This window comes from Cupriavidus sp. GW822-FHT06G04, from assembly GCF_058799075.1.
In genome coordinates this window covers 165,273-184,266 of sequence record NZ_JBXALD010000003.1, presented here as the reverse complement: position 1 = coordinate 184,266, position 18,994 = coordinate 165,273, and the positions used below count along the sequence as shown (strand labels likewise).

The window sequence follows — 18,994 nt, the reverse complement described above, 5'->3', positions numbered from 1 at the left end:
CCGCCCCCTAACGCCCCCATCGCAGCACCAGCGGATTGAGCTTTCGCGCGATCCTGAGCAGGCCCTCGCGGGTTGCCGGATGCATGGGCTGCAGCGGATGGCGCACCGCGTCTGACCGGATCACGCCGCCTTCCTGCATCAGTACCTTGGCGGTGGCCAGCCAGCCCTGACGATTCTCGTAGTTGATCAGCGGCAGCCACTGCTGGTAGCGTTCGGCGGCGCCGTCGGCGTCGCCATGCTGCCAGCGATCGACGATCTGCCGGATGCCGTCGGGAAATCCCGCGCCCGTCATGGCACCGGTCGCGCCCGCCTCGAGATCGGCGAGCAGCGTGATGGCTTCCTCGCCATCCCATGGACCGACGATGGCGTCGCCGCCCAATTCGATCAGATCGCGCAGCTTGGCGGCGGCCTGCGGCACTTCGATCTTGAAGTAGGACACGTTGTCGATTTCGCGGGCCATGCGCGCCAAAAACGGCGCCGACAGCGTGGTGCCGCTGACGGGCGCGTCCTGGATCATGATCGGGATATCGATGGATGCCGATACGGTGGCGAAGAATTCGTAGATGGCGCGTTCGGGCACGCGGATGGTTGCGCCGTGGTACGGCGGCATCACCATTACCATTGCGGCACCGGCATCCTGCGCCGCGCGACTGCGTTCGGCGCAGATCTTCGAGCTGAAATGCGTTGTGGTGACGATCACCGGCACGCGCCCCGCCACATGGTCGAGCGCCGTGGTCATCAACAGACTGCGCTCGTCGTCGCTGAGCACGAACTGCTCCGAGAAATTCGCCAGGATGCATAGACCGTGCGAGCCCGCATCGATCATGAAATCGATGCAACGGCGCTGGCCGTCCAGGTCCAGTGCACCATGTGCGTCGAAAATCGTGGGGACCACGGGGAATACTCCGCGATAGACCGGCGTCGTCATGCTGTCTCCTTGTGATGTCTGGGCGCAAATATACGGCGCGGGCCGTGGCGCCGTATATTGAAACGTTGCTATGCGGCGATCACTCCTGGTTATCGCCGCTTCAGAAAAGGTCAGTATTCGTTCGGCACTGATCTCCGTATAGTGGCTTCACGCAGCGACAGACTGCATACGACGGAGACAACCATGAAAAGATGGATGGCTGGCGCGCTGGCCAGCATTGCGGCGTGCGGCCTGGCAATGCCCGCCGCCCGCGCCGACGACACACGGCCGATTCGCATGATGGTGGGCGCTGCGCCAGGTGGGGGCACCGACGTCATGGCGCGCATCGTGTCCGACAAGCTCGCCGCGATCCTCAAGCAGCCAGTGGTGGTGGACAACCGGCCCGGCGCGTCGAACACCATCGCCGCCGATATCACGGCCAAGGCACAGCCCGATGGCAACACGCTGCTGATGGGCGTTTCCACTTCACAGGCCATCGCGCCGCATCTGCTCAAGCTGCAGTTCAATCCGCTCAAGGACTTGGCGCCGGTGGCGCTGGTGGCGCAGGTGCCCAATGTGCTGGTGGTAAACAACCAGGTGGCGGCGCGCGACGCTGCGGCGCTGGTGGCGCAGATCCAGGCCAATCCCGACAAATACCGCTATAGCTCATCCGGCGTAGGCAGCACCCAGCATCTGGCCGCGGCCGCATTTGCGCACCGCATCCACGGCAAGATGCTGCATGTGCCCTACAAAAGCAGCGCCAGTGCACTGGTGGACCTGATGGGTGGACAGGTCGACATGAGTTTTGAAACCATGCCGTCCGTCATCAACCACATCAAGGCGGGCAAGCTGCGCGCGCTGGCGGTCACGTCCAGCACACGCTCCGCGCTGCTTCCGGACGTTCCCACGCTGGCCGAAGCTGGCGTGCCGGAAATCCAGGCCAATACCTGGTACGGCGTCTATGCGACGGCCGGCACGCCGCCAGCCACGCTGCAGCGCATCAGCGCCGCCATGACGCGCGTGATGAAGGATCCGGACACCATCCGCAGGCTCGGCGAAGTCGGCGCGGTGCCGGGCACACTCGATCCCGCGCAATTCGACGCGTTCTCACGCAGTGAATACGCGCGCTACGGCAAGCTGATTGCCGAACTCGGCGTCAAACTCGACTAAATCGACTGACTCGACTGCTCATGACACATCGACCCCGTATTGCCATGGTGCTCGGCGACCCTGCCGGCATCGGCCCCGAACTGATCGCCCGGCTGCTGGCCGATCCGGCTGCCGCGCAGGCCCGCATCCTGCTCATTGCCGACCGCGAAGAATGGCGGCGCGGCATGGCGGTGGCAGGCGTTGACCTGTCGCTGCCTGAAGTGGACCGCCCCGGTTTTCACGGCACGGAAGCGGGGCCGCGCCTCTATCACTGGACGCTCGACGACATCCCGGCGTACCCGCGCGCCATCGCCAGCGCTGAAGGCGGCCGGTATTGTCTCGGCACGCTTAAAGTGGCGCTTGGATTGGCGCAGGCCGATCAGGCCGACGCGATCCTGTTTGGACCGCTCAACAAGAGTTCGATGCATGCCGCGGGCATGGGTCACAACGATGAATTGCACTGGTTTGCCGAACAGCTCGATTTTCATGGGCCATTCTGCGAATTCAACGTGCTCGACGGCCTGTGGACGTCGCGCGTCACGTCGCACGTGGCGCTCAGGGATGTACCGGCCATGATCACGCCGGAGCGCGTCGGCGATGCCATCGACCTGATCGACCATGCATTGCGCCGGGCGGGACTGTCGCGCCCGCGCATCGCGGTGTGCGGTCTGAATCCGCATAACGGCGACAACGGCGCTTTCGGGCGCGAGGAAATCGACGTGATCGAGCCGGCGGTAAAGCGCGCCCAGGCGCGCGGGGTGGCGGCGCAGGGTCCCTTCCCTGCGGACACGATCTTCCTGAAGGTGCAGGGCGACGCCGCGCAACGGCAGTTCGACGCCATCGTCACGATGTATCACGACCAGGGTCAGATCGGCATCAAGCTGATGGGTTTCTCGCGCGGCGTCACCGTGCAGGGCGGCCTGCCGGTGCCGATCACAACGCCCGCGCACGGCACCGCCTTCGACATCGCGCAGCAAGGGCGCGCAAATCCCGGCGCGATATTGCAAGCGTTCCACCTGGCCTGCCAGATGGGTGCGCGACGCCTGGCGCAAACGCAGGCCAGCGCCGCCTGATCCAATTTTCGAAAGAGGCATCACACCATGAAGATCACCAACGTCCGTGCGCGCGTATTCGAATGGAAAGGCAAGACGGTGCCGCCGCAAGCGCATTTCTGCACCAATGCCACCGATTTGCTATTCGATCGCGGCGATGCGATGGGATCGTTCCGCTTTCACGGCTGGCTGGTAGTCGAGGTGGAAACCGATGACGGCCATGTCGGCATCGGCAACTGTGCGCTGGCGCCGCGCGTGGCCAAGCAGATCGTCGACCAGTATCTGGCGCCGATCGTGATCGGTCAGGACCCGTTCGACAACGAATACCTGTGGCAGAAGATGTATCGGCGCACCCACGCGTGGGGCCGCAAGGGCATCGGCATGGCCGCCATTTCAGCCGTGGACATCGCTCTGTGGGACCTGATGGGCAAGGCCACGGGCAAACCCGTGTTCAAGCTGCTGGGCGGCCGGACCAAGGAAAAGATCTGGTGCTACGCGTCCAAGCTGTACAACAACGATGACCGCGACGCCTTTTTGGCCGAGGCGCAGCGCTACCTGGACCAGGGCTTCACGGCGATGAAGATGCGCTTCGGCTATGGGCCCAAGGATGGGCCAGCCGGCATGCAGAAAAACCTCGAACAGGTGCGGCTGCTGCGCGAGCTGGTGGGCGACAGCGTCGACATCATGCTCGAATGCTATATGGGCTGGACGCTCGAATACGCGCGCCGCATGATCCCGCGCCTGGCGGAATTCAATCCGCGCTGGCTGGAGGAGCCCGTGATCGCCGACGACATCGAAGGCTATGCCGAACTGAAGAAGATCAGTCCGTTTCCGATTTCCGGGGGCGAACACGAGTTCACGTCATACGGATTCAAGGATCTGCTGGAACGCCGTGCGGTCGATGTGATCCAGTACGACACTAATCGCGTGGGCGGCATCACCGCCGCACAGAAGATCAATGCCCTGGCCGAAGCGTGGTCTGTGCCCGTGATCCCGCATGCGGGGCAAATGCATAACTACCACCTGACCATGGCGTCGACGGCATCGCCGATGTCGGAGTATTTTCCGGTGCACGACGTGGAGGTGGGCAACGAATTGTTCTACTACATCTTCAAGGGCGACCCGGCGCCGGACAACGGCTTTCTGCAGCTTGACGACAACCTGCCGGGCCTGGGCCTGACCTTGAACGACGCATACCTGCCCGACTTCGACATCATCGAGTAACGGGCAGCGTCAGCGGGGCGCGCTGGCGCGCATGCCAGCCAGCATGGCCGCGGCAGCACGCCCTGCGCAACGCCATCGCACCGGGTCTTCGCGCGGCCATGCTCGCTTGACATGGGCGCGCCCGCGATGCCCATGTCAACCAAGTTTGCTTCAGGCCGACTGCACGCGATAGCGCTCGAGCCAATGCGCATACGGCGCGGGCAGCACCCACGACGGACGTTCGAGCCCGAGCTTCAACGCGGTCTGATACGGCCAATGCGGATTGGACAACATCGCGCGCCCCACCATCACCAGATCCATCTGACCCTGTTCGACCACGCGATTGGCGATCACCGGATCGTCGATGCCCCACGCCGCGGCCACCGGCAGGCCGGCCTCGCGGCGTACACGTTCGGCCACCGGGGCCAGAAACGCCGGGCCCCAGGGGATCTGCGCATCCGGCGTAGAAAAGCCGACGGTGACGTTGAGCATGTCGAGCCCGCCTTCGCGCATGGCGCGGACCAGTTCGATCGATTCGGCAAGCGTCTGCGCGTCATTGCCGTCGTACTCGATCACGCCGAAGCGCGCGGTCAACGGCAGGTTTTCCGGCCACACTTCGCGCACCGCCGCAAGGGTTTCCAGCAGGAAGCGGCCGCGGCCGATGGCGTCGTTGCCGTAGGCATCGGTGCGCGCATTGCCGTGAATCGAGAAGAAGCTCTGCGCAAGGTAGCCGTGCGCGAAATGCAGTTCCAGCCATTGGAATCCGGCGTCGCGCGCACGACGCGCGGCGGCCACGAAATCGGCCTGCACGCGCGCGATATCGTCGAGCGTCATGGCCTGCGGCACCTTGGGCAAATTCGCGCCAAATGGCTTGGCCGACGGCGCGATCGGCGTCCAGCCGCGCGGATCACCATCGGGAATATGGTCGTCGCCTTCCCACGGCCGGTTGGCGCTGGCCTTGCGGCCGGCGTGGGCGATCTGAATGCCCGGCACTGCACCGCCGGCCTTGATGGCCGCTGCAATGCGCGCCATGCCCTGCGCCTGCTCGTCGTTCCACAGCCCTGTGCATCCCGGCGTGATTCGCCCTTCCGGCGATACGGCCGTGGCTTCCACGATCACCAAGCCGGCGCCTCCGCGCGCGAGCCCCGTGTAGTGGGCCAGATGCCAGTCGTTGGTCAGGCCATTGGTGGCGCTGTACTGGCACATCGGCGGCACCGCGATGCGGTTGCGCAAGGAGACGTCTTTCAGACGGAACGGCGTGAAAAGCGCTGGAGTGGTCATATTGCGTGTCCTGAGAGTTGCAGTGCAGCAAATGGTACGGCGACACGCTTATAATGAAAACCACCTCGACGTTATCGAGTCGATAAGATTTCATTATGCTCAATCCGCAATGGCTGCGCTCGTTCGCCACGCTGGCGCAGGCCGGCAGCTTCACCGGTGCCGCTGACGCACTCGGCCTCACGCAGGCCGCCGTCAGCCAGCACATCCGCCATCTGGAAGACGCACTCGGGCCGCTGCTGATCCGGCGTCCGCGCGCGCTGGAACTGACACCGGCCGGCAAGGCGCTGCTGGAATACTGCGGCGACATGGAACTGGCCAACGAGCGCCTGCGCGCACGGCTGACCGAGGATGGCGAATCCGGCGTGGTGGGTCTGATCACCCCCGGCAGCATCGGACTGTTCCTGTATCCGCGTTTACTGGATCTGCAGGCCAAAGTGCCGGGGCTCATCGTCCGGCATCGCTTCGCACCGGACGCGGAGGTGCTCGAAGGCGTGCTGCAGAACCGTTTCGACGTGGGCCTGGTGTCGCTCAAGCCAGACGATCCGCGTCTGGCGGCAAGCCCGTTCAGCGAAGAAGCGCTCGAACTGGTGTATCCGGCCGGCGAGCATGTGCGCAGTTGGGAAGACCTGGAACGGCTCGGATTCGTCGATCATCCCGATGGCAAGGCAATGGCGAAGCGGCTGTTGAGCCGGCATTTTCCCGGCAATCCCGGCGTGCAAACGCTGCCCTGCCGCGGCTTCAGCAATCAGGTCAGCCTGATGCTGGAGCCGGTGGCGCGCGGCTTCGGCTTTACCGTCATTCCGCGCTATGCACGCCAGGCCTTTGCACAGCAAGCGGCGATCGAGGTCATGAACTGCGAGATGCCCGTCATCGACACGCTGTGGCTGATCCGCCGTTCCGAATGGCAGTTGCCGCCCCGCGTGACGCGCGTGGTCGACTATCTGCGCCAGCAGGTCAATGGCGGCTGACGCACGCCGTTGCGGCGTCGCTGCGCCACCTCAGCGACGGCCGAGCCGGGCGATCAATGCGGCGTGGGCCGGATATGACCGCGCCAGTTGCGCCGTATCGGCCAATTCGAATTCACTGAACTCGAAGCCCGGCGCGACGGTGCATCCCGCCAGCGCATAGCCTTCGGCGCCCGCGCGGCGTTCGGCGGCAAACCAGCATCCGGCCGGCACCACGGCCTGGAACACCGCGCCCGGCTGCGTGAGCGGATGCCCGAGCCGATGCGTGACCAGCGCGCCATCGGGCATCAACACATGCACGTCGATGCCGTCGCCCGCGTAAAAGTGCCACGCCTCGTCGGCCCGGATGCGATGCCAGGCGGACCAGGCATCGTCGCACAGCAGGTAATAGATGGCGGTGGATGCCGAGCGTTCCGCGCCGTCGGCCAGCCGCGTGACGCGCGCCGCATCGCGATAGGTCTCGCGATAGAAACCGCCCTCCGGGTGCGGCTCGAGTCCGAGTTCGGCAATCAGGCGGTGCTGGGGTGCGGCGGCTGCATGGGTCATGGCTTTCGATATTGGGTGGTGCAATGGCCCGAACCTTACCGCAAACCGGATCCATCGCCGCGCAATGCGAAAGGCCGGCAGGCATGCGCGGCGCCCAGGATGTCGCAGCCCACGCGCAGTCCACACAGTGCAGAAAACGCCAAGACGGCGCTTGCCGCGCCGCGTTAGTCTCATGGAGAATGCCGCCAAAACGCCTGATGCGGCACGGCCTACGTTATTTTCCGATCGCCCACACCCGCCCTATTGCTGTCTCGTCCACCAATGCCCCGCCCTGTTCCCGCCTGGCTGCCAGCCATGGCTTTCGTGCTGATCTGGTCCACCGGCTTTATCGTCGGCAAGGCCGTGGTGCCGGTTGCCGACACCAGCCTGTTCCTGCTGGCGCGGTTTGCGCTGGCCGCGACGATGTTTGCCGTGGTGGCGCTGGCGAGCCGCGCCGCGTGGCCCGCGCTGCATCAGGTGCCGCGCCATCTGCTGGCCGGCGCACTGATGCAGGGCGTCTACCTGTGTGCCGGCTACGGCGCGGTGGCGCATGGATTGTCGCCGTCGATCATGGCGCTGCTGGGCGCCCTGCAGCCGTTGCTGACCGCGCTGCTGGCGATCCCGCTGCTCAAGGAACAGCCGTCGGCACGCACGTGGCGCGGGCTGGCGCTCGGCGCGCTCGGCGTGGGTCTGGTAGTCTTGCCCGCAATGCGTGCCGGCGCGCCGCATGCGGTATCGCCGTGGATCGTATCGATCGGCGTGCTTGCCATTCTTTCCATCACCATGGGAACGCTCCTGCAAAAAACCTCGATTGCCAAGGCCGATATCCGTGCCAGTTCGGCATGGCAGAACACTGGCGCGCTGCTGGTGGCGGCGGTGGTTGTCGCTGCATCGGGCGGGCCGGCCGCAATGCGCTGGCAGACCGGACCGACACTATGGCTCGCGCTGGCGTGGGCCGCCGTGGTGTTGTCGGGCGCGGGCACATGGCTGCTGTTGGGGCTGGTGCGTCGCGGGCAGGCCGCCAATGCCGCGGCTCTGATGTTCCTGGCGCCGCCCCTTGCAGCCGTGCAAGCTGCGGTGCTGTTTGGCGATCGCCTCGGCCCGGTCCAGTGGCTGGGTATGGGTGTGGCGGGCGTTGGCGTGTGGCTGTGCCAGACCCCGGGGAAACCGCGTCATGCCCAAGCTCGTTGAGCACGCCTGCCCTTTGGTGGAACCGCGCCGCTATCCACGGCGGCCGTTCGGCCATGCGCACGACTATCACCAGTTGCTGTTTGGCGTCGATGGCGAAATCGAACTGGAAATCGACGGCCATGCATACCGCGTGGATGACCGCCACGGGCTGGTGATCCCTGCCGGCGCCCACCACCTGTGTGCGGGACTGACCGACAACCTCCAGCTCGTGGCCGATTTCCCCGCCAGCTCCGTGGCGCTGCCCGCGCGGCTGATGTCCCGGCCACGCTTGCTGCCGATGGATGGTGCGTTCGCCTCGCGCGTGCGCAGGCTGGCCACCGCGCCGCGCGCGCCCGTCGCCCCACGGCAATACGCCTGGCAACATGCTGCCGTGTTGGCCGGTGCGATATCCGCGATGCTCGGTCTCGACGATGACCGGGACGATGCGGCGCGCTTTCCGGTGGCGGCGATCGACAGTTATCTGCGCGCGCACCTCTGCACACCGTTGCGCGTGGAAGCGCTAGCGGCGCGCGTCGGCTGGGGCGCACGCCGCTTCCATACCCTCTTCTGCCAGGCCTTCGGCGACACGCCGCATGGCTACCAGACGCGCCTGCGGCTGGACCAGGCCGTGCAGTGGCTGATGGCAGGCACCATGCCGCTGGCGGATATCGCCATTGGCGTCGGCTATCCCGATCAGACCACCTTCACTCGCGCCTTCTCGCGACGCTTCGGTATGCCGCCCGGCGCGTGGCGCAGCGCATCGGCGTGACGCCGCTGACACGCGCAACTTTTACAAAGAAAAGTAAGCCGCACACGGCCTCGTGGCGTTTGCAGCCGGCAATCGCGTGACGCCGGGGCTCTGACGCTCGCATGCTGGTGGCGTCGGCGCGCGGCCAGCGCGCTTTCCTGCGTGTTATCGGGCCTACCGGTACGAAACTTGCGCAGCGAACCCTTCGCCATGTCGACCCAACCCGATATTCCCCCTGATACCCCGCTATTGCGTCCGGGCCACAATTGCTGGCGCGTCGACCCTTGCCAGCGGCTTGCCATGCTGGTTGATGCCGACGCGTATTTCTCCGCGCTGCGCCACGCATTGGCGCATGCGGAACACACCGTTTTCATTCTTGGCTGGGATATCGACAGCCGCATGCGCCTGTCGGCCGACGACCCTGCCGACGGCTTGCCGTTGGAACTGCGCGACTTCCTCAACGCGCTGTGCAAGCGCCGGCGCGGTCTGCGCATCTACGTGCTGAGCTGGGATTTTGCGATGGTGTTCGCATTCGAGCGCGAGTTCCTGCCCGCGGCCAAGCAGCATTGGCAAGCGCATCGGCGTCTGTCGTTTCATCTCGACGGCAACCATCCGGCTGGCGCTTCGCATCATCAGAAAGTGGTCGTGATCGACCATCGGCTGGCATTCGTCGGTGGACTCGACCTGACCATTCGGCGCTGGGACACGCATCATCATCTGGCCGACGACCCGCGTCGCGTCGATCCAGACGGCAAGCCCTATGCGCCGTTCCACGACGTGCAGTGCATGGTGGAAGGCGCCGCCGCGGCTTCGCTGGGCGAGATGGCGGCACAGCGCTGGCGCGATGCAACGGGGCGTCATCCGCGCGTGCCCGATGTCAGCCGTATCCATGGCACGTCGAACCTGTGGGACGATACCGTCGCGCCCGACCTGACCGATATCGATGTAGCCATCAGCCGCACGTTTCCCGCGCGGGACGATGCGCCTACGATCGATGAAATCCGCGAGTTGTACGTCGACGCGATCGCCGCCGCCCGGGACGGCATCTATCTTGAAAACCAGTACTTCAGCTCCGGCCTGATTGCCGATGCCTTCGCCGCGCGGCTGCAAGAACCGGACGCGCCGGACATCGCGCTGGTGTCGCGCCGCACGGAAAGCGGGTGGCTCGAAGAGGCCAGCATGGGCGTGCTGCGCGCGCGGCTGTATCGGCAACTGCGCGCCGTCGATCCGCGCGAGCGATTCCAGCTTTATTGCCCGCATATACCGGGGCTGGGTGATGCCTGCGTCAACGTCCATAGCAAGGTGATGGCCGTGGACGACCGCCTGCTGACCATTGGCTCGGCCAACCTGAGCAACCGGTCGTTCGGGCTCGATACCGAATGCAATCTCGCGATCGAGTCGAACGGCGATCCGCGCATTGCCCACGGCATCCGTGCGATGCGTGACCGCCTGCTGTGCGAGCACCTGGCCGTTACGCCCGATGCGCTGGCCGATGCAATGGCCGCGCACAGGCGCCTCAACGACACGCTCGCGGCGCTGCATCGCCCCGAAGGACGCACGCTGCAACCGTTCGCACCGACCGTGCCGGCCGACATCGATGCGGCACTGCCCGACGCCACGCTGCTCGATCCGATGGAACCCATCGACACCGATCAGATCATGGCCGAGTTCGTCAGCCACGAAGCACGGCCGCGCGTGGCCAGCCGCGTGGCGATGCTGGTGGCTTTCCTGCTGGTGCTGGCGGGCGTGGCGTTTGCATGGCGGTATACGCCACTGCGCGAATGGGCCGATTTTCGCCATTTGCTGGCATTGGTGGAGCGCGTCGACGACATGCCGCTGGCACCGTTGGCCATGCTGGGCGCCTACGTGCTTGGCGGGCTGGTGATGCTGCCGGTGACGGTCCTGATCGTTGTCACCGTGGTGGTGTTCGGGCCGCTCTATGGCGGGGCAATCGCGCTGGGCGGCACCGTCGCCAGCGCCGCGGCAGGCTATGGCGCCGGACGCATGCTGGGCCGTAACGCGGTGCAGCGCTTCGGCGGACGCCGTCTCAACCGCCTGAGCCAGCAGGTCAGCCAGCACGGCCTGCTGGCGATGGTCGTGCTGCGGCTCGTGCCCGTCGCGCCATTCACGCTGGTCAATCTGGTGGTGGGCGCGTCGCGCATTCGTCTGCGCGACTGCCTGCTAGGTACCGCGATCGGGATGTCGCCGGGCATCATCCTGTCCGCGTCGCTGGTCGATCGCATTGCGGCCGTGGCGCGCAATCCTGGCGCAGGCACATTCGCGCTCTTGGCACTGGTGCTGCTGATTCCGGCAGCGGTCTGGTGGATCCTGCGGCGTCGCCGCCTGCGTCGCGAAGCATCGACCGTGCACGCTCGTACGGCGCGCCGCCAGGCCTCGGACGCGCGCCACTCGCACTACCAGGGCGCGCCGTCTGGCAAGGGGGCCCGGTGAATGCGCCGGCTGCGCATCCGCGCATGCTGCATGCCGATATCGCAGTGGCCAGCTACAACATCCATGGCGGCGTGGGCACCGACGGCCATTTCGTTCCCAATCGCATCAGCGACGTGATTGCAGAACTGCGCGCCGACCTGATCGCGCTGCAGGAAGTGGAAACGCGCGCGACGGGATTCGACATGCTGCGCTTTCTTGCGCAACGCACCGGGCTTCATGCGATTCCGGGGCCGACACTCGTGCGCGACGACGGCGACTACGGCAACGCGCTGTTGTCGCGTTACCGGCCGATGCAGGTTCGGCATATCGACCTCAGCGTCAAGGGACGCGAGCCGCGCGGCGCGATCGACACGTGGCTCGAATGCACGGCAATCGAATCCGGCACCTTCGCGCTGCGCGTCATTGCCACGCACCTGGGGCTGCGGCCCAGCGAGCGCCGCTGGCAAGTGCGCAGGCTGCTGACTGCGCTGGCCGAAGCACCCGGGCAACCGACCATCCTGCTCGGCGACGTCAACGAATGGTTCCTGTGGGGCCGTCCGCTGCGCTGGCTGCACGCATATTTCGAACGCACGCCTCACGTTGCGACGTTTCCGTCGCGCTACCCGCTGCTGGCGCTCGACCGCATCTGGACGTCCCCGCGTGCGCATCTGCTGGGCGTTTCAAGCCACCGCAGCCCCTTGGCTCGGCTGGCGTCAGATCACCTGCCTCTGGTGGCGCACATGCGGCTGACATCACGATAGTGCGCGCGGCACACTGCGGCATCCGCAAGTCTGCAAGCGATATCTGGTGCGCCAATCAACGGTCTGACCACGCAGAAGCATCGTTGCACCGCAACGCGCACCGCCTGCGCACGCGCGCATGGCTTGGCCCGCATGCTTTGCCGCAGGGCCGCAATACGGGTATTTCGCTAGAGCCCAACGCTAGATCGCAGCATGGCGCCTGCCTATACTGGATTCGCACCGTGCAAGCGATCGCGCATGCACGCGTGTGCCCCAACAACAACGGGCAGGCGAAGGGCGACCTCGGGAGGACGCCGCGAAGGGCCAAGTCATACTGCCTGCCCATGAATAGGAAAGTGGAGATGGGCATGCCCAGCGAACAGTTCCTTGCTATCCAGGAAACCCGCCGCTCGGGGTTACGAGCCCTGCGCGCGGCACTGCTCGAAGTACACAAGGAAGTTATCGGTTATGACCGTGGCCAGTATGAAAGACTGCACGGCCCGATTCCCGCAGGGCAATTTGTGCAGCTCGTCACGGAAGAATCATTCTTCCGCTGGCTCGATCCGCTGTCGCGCCTGATCATCGAAATCGATGAAGAACTCGATGGCGACGAACACCACGACGAGACTTGCCGGGCCGTGGCAGGCGCTACGCAGAAATTGTTCAGCGAGCGCGGCGACCAGACGTTTCGCAAGCGCTATCAGGAAGCGCTGCAGGACGAAACCGCGGTGACCGTGGCGCACGGCCGACTGATGTCGGTGATCGGGCAGTTGCGTCAGTTGCCGTAACGTCGCTCACTGCACCGATGTCGAGGTGGTGACGATGGCGGTGTCGCCTTGGGTGAGGTGCGGCACGTCAGGCAATGACGCCGGGCGCTGCACGGGCACGCACCTAGTGATGCCCTCCGCCGCCACGCCCACCCCCTCCTCCGCGGCCGCCGCCGCGGTAGCCACCGTAAGCGCCGCCATATCCACGGTACCCGCCGTAACCCCCGTAGCCGTGGTATCCGCCATAACCGTGGTAACCGTAGTAGCCGTGGTATCCGTGATAGCCGTAGTAACCGCGATAGCCGCCGCGATACCCGTAGTAGCCGGAGCCGATCCACACACCGCCATACACCGGCCATGGCGAATATCCGTAGGGATAGCCATATGGGTAGCCGTAGCCATAGGGATATCCATATGCGTAGCCATACGATGTGGCCGGATAGTAGCCGCTCGATAACGTACCGGCATAGCTGGCGCTGTCGTAGCCATATCCATATCCATAGCCGGATGCGACGTCGTAGCCGGGATATGCCACGCAGCCGCCCAGTGCCAGCACGCTTGCGCCCAGCAGGCCCGTCATCCGGCCACGAATGCCACCCATGATTTGTCTCCCGCGTGTCTTTGCCGAGGTCATGACGACGACCTTCCGTGCTTGGACATCGTACGTACAGAAACGCTCCTGAATTAAGGGTAATCCGATTTAGAAATCAGAATCGTCTAATTACACTGCGAGCCACCCATGCAATATGGGTGACCCAACCGAGTTTCGGGGGATACCCCTCCCTGATACTCATTCTTCCGATGCCACGTGGATCCCCGCCCGTGGCATCTTTTTTTTCGGCATGCCAGAGCCGGCTACAGGCCCTTTTCCACCATATCAATCACGCGCTGTCCAAGCAGCGAAGCCTGTTCTCGTGCGTGCGCGCGCAGCGGCCCGTCGATCAGCAGCATCGCCAGACCGTGCACGGCGGACCACGCGATGTATTCGGCGCCAGGCCGCCGCGCCGGCGGAAGCATCCCGGCCTCCACCCAGAGATCCAGTGCCGAGCCAAGCAACTCGAACGGGTTCATGCCGCTGTCACCGGCCTTGGCCGGATCGACGTCGCCCTCCACCTCGTCCGGCGTGGAGAACGCCGTGCGAAACAGTCCGGTTTCGGCCAAGGCAAATTTCAGATATCCCGCGCCCACCGCGCGCAGGCTGCCGCGCGCGCGCTCCTGGGGCGAGGCGTCGCCGGGGATCGATGACAGTTCCGACTCCATGGCCAGAGCCAGCCGCGAAAGCGCCGCCGCGCGCACCGCCTGCAGCAGGTCCTGGCGGCTGGCAAAGTGTCGATACGCAGCATTGGGCACCACACCGGCGCGTCGCGTGGCCTCGCGCAGCACAATGGCGTCCGGGCCGCCGTCGCGGGCCAGATCGATACCGGCCTCCAGCAAGGCGCGGCGCAGGTCTCCGTGTCGGTATGTGGTGCGCGTGGGCGGTGTGGCGGCGACCGTGCGGGTCATGTCGGCTCCTATGTGAACGTCGTCCACAATTTTCCTGGCGTAATAGTAGACAGTGTACACAAACGCCGCATCGCGTGACGGGCCGCCGCCGTCAGAGAATCGGCGCGAACAGCTTGGCCACGTGCATCGCAACGCGCAGTAGCGCGGGCGAATCCAGGAAGTCGTCGCGGCCGATCTGGCGGGCCTGGGCGAAATCGGCCTCGAGCATGCGCGCCACGTCGGCGGCAAACGCCGGATGCGCGGTCATCACCATCAGTTCGAAGTTGAGCCGGAACGACCGGTTGTCGAGATTGGCGGTGCCCACCGCAGCCGCCTCGTCGTCGATCAGGATCACCTTCTGATGCAGGAACCCGGGCTCGTAGCGATACACCTTCACGCCAGCGCAAATCGCCTGGTACGCGTAGATGGTCGACGCCGCGTAAACCACCAGATGATCGGGGCGCGACGGGATCAGGATGCGCACGTCGACACCACGCAGAACGGCCAGCCGCAACATGGCGGAGACCGCTTCGTCCGGCACGAAATACGGCGACGTGATCCACAGGCGGCGGGTGGCGGACTGGATCGCCTCGACAAAGAACAGCGAGCAGGTTTCCTGCGCGTCGGCCGGCCCGGACGGCACGATCTGGCACACCATGTTTCCGGTCGGGCCCGGCGGCGGCATCATCAGGTAAGGCACCTCGCGCGCGGCCCAGTACCAGTCCTCGGCGAATGCCATCTGCAGATCGAGTACCGCTGCGCCGCGGATCTCGATATGGGTGTCGCGCCACGGCGATAGCGGCGCGCGCCGACCCAGATATTCGTTGCCGACGTTGTGCCCGCCCACGAACGCGCGCGCTCCGTCCACCACGACCAGCTTGCGGTGATTGCGAAAGTTCAGCTGGAAGCGGTTGACGAAACCCGGATGGGTCGAGAACGCACGCGCCTGCACGCCGGCCTCGTGCAGGACACGGATATAGCCACGGCCCAGCGCATGGCAGCCAATGCTGTCGTACAGAAAATGGACCTTGACGCCGGCGCGCGCGCGCTCACACAGCCGCCGCTGCAATTCGCGGCCGAGCGTATCGTCGTGAACGATGAAGAACTGTACGAGGATCTGCTCGCGCGCCGCGTCGATGGCGGCGAAGATCGCGTCGAACGTGGCCTCGCCGTTGATCAGCAGGCGCACATCGTTGTTGTTCAGACAAGGGATGCCGGTGAGCCGGGGCAGCGCGCGCATGCACGCCTGTGCCGGGGCATGCACGACGCTCGCGCGCAGCGCCTGGCGCCCCTGTTCGTCCATGCCGAGCCGGATCTCGCGCATGCGATCGTTATTGAATCGTCGCGCATTGACGTAGCCCTCGAAGCGGCTGCGGCCGAAGATCAGGTACGGGATCAGCGCGAAGTACGGCATCATCACCAGCGATCCCGCCCACGCGATGGCGCCGGGCGCAGTGCGCACCGTCATCACGGCGTGCAGCGCCGCCACCATGCCCACGATGTGGAACGTCAGCACGACTGCGGCAATCACGCTAGGAGTGAACATAGACGACCGGCACCGAGGGCGCCCGGACAACAAGGGCCTCTATTCTGGCATAGCGCGTCACTTCGTCGCAGTGCGCAACGACGCATCGCGCAAACCATGCCTAATTTTTAGTCAGGCCGGGCGGCACCCCGCCGCACCACCGCGCCAGCCCAGATTTCGCAACGGTTATCCACAAGATCTGTGGATAAAAATTCTTCCATCCCTACCCGTTGCATTACGACGTCGAGGCAGGCCATTTAAGGGAACCGCGATTGTTGATGGTATGGCCGATGGCTACGCTGCAACGTGTTTGCCCATATCAATGCATTTCGCCTGTTCGATAGTTTCGTATGAATGCCCAAGCTAATATCGCGCTGCTGGCCGGCCGCGCCTCTCCCCTTCAACCGATGCAGGAACTGTTGTCCATCGCAGGCTTCAAGTGCAGCGCCTTCCAGGCCGGTCGAGACCTGATTCATGGTCTGGGCCACGACAACTACGACATGCTGCTGATCGATCGGGAGCTGCCGGACATCTCCGCCATCGACGTGATCCGCGCGGTGCGCGCGGTGCGCAATCGCGATGTGCCGATCGTCATGTTTTCCGGTGAGAGCAGCGACGACGACATGGTTGAAGCACTGGACGCCGGCGCCGACGACTACGTGGTGCGCCCGCTCAGCGCGCGCGTACTGCTCGCGCGCATCGCGGCGCTGCGCCGCCGCATGGCCGGCACGCGGCTGCGCGGCCAGATGCCGCTGCGCGCGGGTCCGTATGAACTGAACAGCCCGGGCCGCTACGCGACGCTGAACGGCGAGCGCATTCCGATGACGCCGAAGGAATTCGACCTCGCCATGCTGATGTTCTCCAACGCCGGCCGCATTCTTGCCAGCCCGCGCATCGAGAACACGATCTGGGGCCATGACCTGCCGCCCGATTCGCGCGCGCTCGCGGGACTGGTTTCACGCATGCGCCGCACGCTCAATCTATGCCCGGAGAACGGCGTCACGGTCTCCGTGGTCTACGCCAAGGGCTACCGGCTCGACATCCTCGACAACGCCGCACGCGAAGAGCTCTCCGTGACCCGCCAGATGCCTCACCGCCTGCTGCCATCGGCCGGCCGCTAGCCGTTAGCCGCTAGCGCCGAACGTCAAACGTCAAGTTCTCCCTGCGCAGCCAGCTCGGCCATGTCGACGATCACCAGGCCATGCGCCAGACGTTTGGCGCGACGCTTGGCAACCGCCGCTGCGGCGCCGATATGCTGGCTGCCCAGCCTCAGCGTCGCCATCGCTTCGGCCCCCACACGGACCACCCCAACCGCCATGGTCACCGGTGGATGGAACACCGGGCGACCGAAGCGGTCTTCCCCGTGAATGCCGCCCGCCACGCGATCCGCAGCCGCGTACATCGCCAGCGCGCCGTCATTGAAACGCGCCATCGCATCCTCAATACGCTCGCGCCAATCCTGACCCTGATAGAGCACCAGGAAATCGTCGCCGCCGACGTGGCCGAGAAAGTCGCGCGCCGCATCGCACGCCTGCGCCAGGATCGCAGCCGCGCCCTTCAGTAGCTCGTCGCCTTTCCAGTACCCGTAGCGGTCGTTGAACGGCTTGAAATGATTCAGGTCGACGTAGCATGCATGAAACGGACTGCCCGCCTCGATCAATCTGTCGATGTGCTGGTTCAACAGGATATTGCCGGGCAGGAAAGTCAACGGGTTGGCATAGCGCGCCGCCTCCATGCGCACTTCGGTGATGGCGCGCAGCAGGTCCGCGCCGGTGCCCAGACCGACGTAGCGGTCCGCATCGGTAATCACGAAGCCGTCTGCCAATGCGCGCGAATGCTCGCCCGCAAACAGGCTCGCCATATCGTCCAGCGTCACGCGTCGATCGAAACACAGCGGCGCCGGATTGGCCAGCGCGATGCATGCCTTGCGTCCGTATAGCTCACGATGAAACGGCGTGGCGTAGCGATCGATCAAACTTTGCCGGTTGATCAGCGCAAGTGGCCTGCCACTGTCGTCGATCACCGCCATCGCATGCAGGTCCGGCTGCGCATGAAAGCGCGCCAGCACCTCGTTGTTGGACGTGTGCGCACTGACTGCCGGCGCGGGACGCAACAACTGGCCCGCGGTGATGCCGGAGCGTCCCGTGCGCAGCGTCTGCGGAAACACTGCGATCTGGCTTGAATCGAGCACGGCACGCACCTGTGGCGACGGTTCCAGCGGCGGAGACAGCGCAGGCCGCCCGAGAAAGTAGCCCTGCCCCGCCATCACGCCAAGGTCGCGCACCAGCGCCAGCTCCTCGGCGTCTTCAATACCCTCTGCGATCACGCCACCGCCCAGTCCATGCATCATCCGCAGCACGGCACGCAACACTTCGAGCCGCCTCGAACTGGCGCCGATACCGCGCACCAGCGACTTGTCGATCTTGACGAACTCCGGCGTCAGCTCGGCCAGCCGATCGAGATTGGCATGACCGGTGCCGAAATCGTCCAGCGCGTATTGCAGGCCAAGTTCGGTCAGCACGCCCATCGCCCGCGCAAAGCTGGTCGCGTCGCCGACCGCGGTCTGCTCGGTGACTTCGATCACCACGCGTGATGGCGCGATGGCGGCGCGTGCGTCGGGCGCGCCGTTCAGCCCAAGCAAAGCCGCCATGCCGTGACCTTGTCGATCGAGCAGATGGCGCAGCGTCAATGGACTGAAATTGAGAAACAGCTTGCCCGGCAAATGCAGCGCCGCCCACGACGACAAGGCGGTGTGCGCCGCGGCGGTTTCCAGCGCCACGGTCGTGCCCGCGGCCTGAGCCATGCGGAACAGCGCATCGGGGGTGGCGTGCGCGGAGCCGGCGGGCCCGCGAATCAGCGCTTCATAACCGAGCACGTCGCCGCTCGCCAGGGCGACGATCGGCTGGAACACCGCGTGCAGCGGTAGCGAGCGCACGTTCTCATCGAACATGGCCGACTCGGGGGCGACGGTAAGCATGGAAAGAATTCAGGCCGGATAGCGGCCCACCTGCGCAATTTCGGTTCGCACCCAGCGATGTCGGGCAAACCAG

The 18,994-nt window shown here is 65.3% G+C and carries 17 protein-coding genes; 10 read left to right on the top strand and 7 right to left on the bottom strand.

From position 1 onward, the window contains the following. Window positions 1-7: 7 nt before the first annotated feature. Window positions 8-928, bottom strand: a complete 921-nt coding sequence (locus tag AC1RKI_RS08125; RefSeq protein ID WP_492796095.1) for a dihydrodipicolinate synthase family protein — start codon at window positions 926-928, stop codon at window positions 8-10. Window positions 929-1,111: 183 nt separating this feature from the next. On the opposite strand from AC1RKI_RS08125, the gene AC1RKI_RS08120 reads away from it, so the two are divergent. The 3 genes from AC1RKI_RS08120 to AC1RKI_RS08110 are packed head-to-tail and all read left to right on the top strand — an operon-like array spanning window position 1,112 to window position 4,332. After that, window positions 1,112-2,077 carry a Bug family tripartite tricarboxylate transporter substrate binding protein gene (locus tag AC1RKI_RS08120; protein ID WP_061956722.1) on the top strand — a complete coding sequence of 322 codons (966 nt, stop codon included), beginning with the start codon at window positions 1,112-1,114 and terminating at the stop codon, window positions 2,075-2,077. Between the two features lie 20 nt (window positions 2,078-2,097). Beyond that, window positions 2,098-3,129, top strand: coding sequence for a 4-hydroxythreonine-4-phosphate dehydrogenase PdxA (locus tag AC1RKI_RS08115; protein WP_492796097.1), 1,032 nt, complete (start codon window positions 2,098-2,100; stop codon window positions 3,127-3,129). Window positions 3,130-3,156: 27 nt separating this feature from the next. Continuing rightward, window positions 3,157-4,332: an L-rhamnonate dehydratase gene (locus AC1RKI_RS08110; RefSeq protein ID WP_492796099.1), complete on the top strand. Its 1,176-nt coding sequence runs from the start codon at window positions 3,157-3,159 to the stop codon at window positions 4,330-4,332. 150 nt (window positions 4,333-4,482) lie between these two features. Here the strand turns inward: AC1RKI_RS08110 and AC1RKI_RS08105 are convergent, their stop codons facing one another. Beyond that, window positions 4,483-5,592, bottom strand: a complete 1,110-nt coding sequence (locus AC1RKI_RS08105) for an NADH:flavin oxidoreductase/NADH oxidase (protein ID WP_492796100.1) — start codon at window positions 5,590-5,592, stop codon at window positions 4,483-4,485. 95 nt (window positions 5,593-5,687) lie between these two features. On the opposite strand from AC1RKI_RS08105, the gene AC1RKI_RS08100 reads away from it, so the two are divergent. Continuing rightward, window positions 5,688-6,560 (top strand): LysR family transcriptional regulator, encoded by an 873-nt coding sequence (locus tag AC1RKI_RS08100; protein WP_341248822.1) that lies wholly within the window; start codon window positions 5,688-5,690, stop codon window positions 6,558-6,560. A gap of 30 nt (window positions 6,561-6,590) precedes the next feature. Here the strand turns inward: AC1RKI_RS08100 and AC1RKI_RS08095 are convergent, their stop codons facing one another. Beyond that, a complete protein-coding gene (locus AC1RKI_RS08095) occupies window positions 6,591-7,103 on the bottom strand; it encodes a cupin domain-containing protein (protein WP_244787956.1) in 513 nt (170 codons plus the stop codon). Window positions 7,104-7,364: 261 nt separating this feature from the next. Between AC1RKI_RS08095 and AC1RKI_RS08090 the strand changes: the two genes are divergently transcribed. The 5 genes from AC1RKI_RS08090 (at window position 7,365) to AC1RKI_RS08070 (ending at window position 12,958) form a co-directional block, all read left to right on the top strand. Beyond that, window positions 7,365-8,273 carry a DMT family transporter gene (locus AC1RKI_RS08090; RefSeq protein ID WP_150980618.1) on the top strand — a complete coding sequence of 303 codons (909 nt, stop codon included), beginning with the start codon at window positions 7,365-7,367 and terminating at the stop codon, window positions 8,271-8,273. After that, entirely contained in the window at window positions 8,257-9,021 is a 765-nt protein-coding gene (locus AC1RKI_RS08085) for a helix-turn-helix transcriptional regulator (RefSeq protein WP_341248825.1), read from the top strand. The genes AC1RKI_RS08090 and AC1RKI_RS08085 overlap by 17 nt, the downstream gene beginning before the upstream one ends. 279 nt (window positions 9,022-9,300) lie before the next feature. Next, a complete protein-coding gene (locus AC1RKI_RS08080; RefSeq protein WP_492796103.1) occupies window positions 9,301-11,451 on the top strand; it encodes a VTT domain-containing protein in 2,151 nt (716 codons plus the stop codon). 23 nt (window positions 11,452-11,474) lie between these two features. Beyond that, window positions 11,475-12,191, top strand: a complete 717-nt coding sequence (locus AC1RKI_RS08075; RefSeq protein WP_492796105.1) for an endonuclease/exonuclease/phosphatase family protein — start codon at window positions 11,475-11,477, stop codon at window positions 12,189-12,191. 341 nt (window positions 12,192-12,532) lie between these two features. Then, window positions 12,533-12,958, top strand: coding sequence for a hypothetical protein (locus AC1RKI_RS08070; protein WP_061956745.1), 426 nt, complete (start codon window positions 12,533-12,535; stop codon window positions 12,956-12,958). A 103-nt stretch (window positions 12,959-13,061) separates the two neighbouring features. On the opposite strand, the gene AC1RKI_RS08065 is transcribed toward AC1RKI_RS08070, so the two are convergent. The 3 genes from AC1RKI_RS08065 to cls all read right to left on the bottom strand — a co-directional run bounded on the left by AC1RKI_RS08065 (window position 13,062) and on the right by cls (window position 15,965). Further along, the gene (locus tag AC1RKI_RS08065) at window positions 13,062-13,538 is read right to left on the bottom strand and encodes a hypothetical protein (RefSeq protein ID WP_341248827.1); all 477 of its coding nucleotides are present in this window, start codon (window positions 13,536-13,538) and stop codon (window positions 13,062-13,064) included. A 254-nt stretch (window positions 13,539-13,792) separates the two neighbouring features. Continuing rightward, complete coding sequence (locus tag AC1RKI_RS08060) at window positions 13,793-14,440, bottom strand: TetR/AcrR family transcriptional regulator (protein ID WP_061956704.1); 648 nt, start codon at window positions 14,438-14,440, stop codon at window positions 13,793-13,795. Between the two features lie 91 nt (window positions 14,441-14,531). Continuing rightward, on the bottom strand, window positions 14,532-15,965 hold the full coding sequence (gene cls / locus AC1RKI_RS08055; RefSeq protein ID WP_150980608.1) for a cardiolipin synthase: 1,434 nt from the start codon (window positions 15,963-15,965) through the stop codon (window positions 14,532-14,534). A 329-nt stretch (window positions 15,966-16,294) separates the two neighbouring features. Here cls and AC1RKI_RS08050 point away from each other — a divergent pair, with 329 nt between their 5' ends. Further along, on the top strand, window positions 16,295-17,065 hold the full coding sequence (locus tag AC1RKI_RS08050; protein ID WP_222156942.1) for a response regulator transcription factor: 771 nt from the start codon (window positions 16,295-16,297) through the stop codon (window positions 17,063-17,065). Window positions 17,066-17,088: 23 nt separating this feature from the next. On the opposite strand, the gene AC1RKI_RS08045 is transcribed toward AC1RKI_RS08050, so the two are convergent. Beyond that, window positions 17,089-18,921, bottom strand: coding sequence for an EAL domain-containing protein (locus AC1RKI_RS08045; protein ID WP_492796108.1), 1,833 nt, complete (start codon window positions 18,919-18,921; stop codon window positions 17,089-17,091). Between the last annotated feature and the right edge of the window lie 73 nt (window positions 18,922-18,994).

Excerpts from the sequence above, each read along its gene's own strand:
- AC1RKI_RS08125 (WP_492796095.1), bottom strand. The coding sequence starts at position 928 with ATGACGACGCCGGTCTATCGCGGAGTATTCCCCGTGGTCCCCACGATT.
- AC1RKI_RS08120 (WP_061956722.1), top strand. The coding sequence starts at position 1,112 with ATGAAAAGATGGATGGCTGGCGCGCTGGCCAGCATTGCGGCGTGCGGC.
- AC1RKI_RS08115 (WP_492796097.1), top strand. The coding sequence starts at position 2,098 with ATGACACATCGACCCCGTATTGCCATGGTGCTCGGCGACCCTGCCGGC.
- AC1RKI_RS08110 (WP_492796099.1), top strand. The coding sequence starts at position 3,157 with ATGAAGATCACCAACGTCCGTGCGCGCGTATTCGAATGGAAAGGCAAG.
- AC1RKI_RS08105 (WP_492796100.1), bottom strand. The coding sequence starts at position 5,592 with ATGACCACTCCAGCGCTTTTCACGCCGTTCCGTCTGAAAGACGTCTCC.
- AC1RKI_RS08100 (WP_341248822.1), top strand. The coding sequence starts at position 5,688 with ATGCTCAATCCGCAATGGCTGCGCTCGTTCGCCACGCTGGCGCAGGCC.
- AC1RKI_RS08095 (WP_244787956.1), bottom strand. The coding sequence starts at position 7,103 with ATGACCCATGCAGCCGCCGCACCCCAGCACCGCCTGATTGCCGAACTC.
- AC1RKI_RS08090 (WP_150980618.1), top strand. The coding sequence starts at position 7,365 with ATGCCCCGCCCTGTTCCCGCCTGGCTGCCAGCCATGGCTTTCGTGCTG.
- AC1RKI_RS08085 (WP_341248825.1), top strand. The coding sequence starts at position 8,257 with ATGCCCAAGCTCGTTGAGCACGCCTGCCCTTTGGTGGAACCGCGCCGC.
- AC1RKI_RS08080 (WP_492796103.1), top strand. The coding sequence starts at position 9,301 with ATGCTGGTTGATGCCGACGCGTATTTCTCCGCGCTGCGCCACGCATTG.
- AC1RKI_RS08075 (WP_492796105.1), top strand. The coding sequence starts at position 11,475 with ATGCTGCATGCCGATATCGCAGTGGCCAGCTACAACATCCATGGCGGC.
- AC1RKI_RS08070 (WP_061956745.1), top strand. The coding sequence starts at position 12,533 with ATGGGCATGCCCAGCGAACAGTTCCTTGCTATCCAGGAAACCCGCCGC.
- AC1RKI_RS08065 (WP_341248827.1), bottom strand. The coding sequence starts at position 13,538 with ATGGGTGGCATTCGTGGCCGGATGACGGGCCTGCTGGGCGCAAGCGTG.
- AC1RKI_RS08060 (WP_061956704.1), bottom strand. The coding sequence starts at position 14,440 with ATGACCCGCACGGTCGCCGCCACACCGCCCACGCGCACCACATACCGA.
- cls (WP_150980608.1), bottom strand. The coding sequence starts at position 15,965 with ATGTTCACTCCTAGCGTGATTGCCGCAGTCGTGCTGACGTTCCACATC.
- AC1RKI_RS08050 (WP_222156942.1), top strand. The coding sequence starts at position 16,295 with ATGAATGCCCAAGCTAATATCGCGCTGCTGGCCGGCCGCGCCTCTCCC.
- AC1RKI_RS08045 (WP_492796108.1), bottom strand. The coding sequence starts at position 18,921 with ATGCTTACCGTCGCCCCCGAGTCGGCCATGTTCGATGAGAACGTGCGC.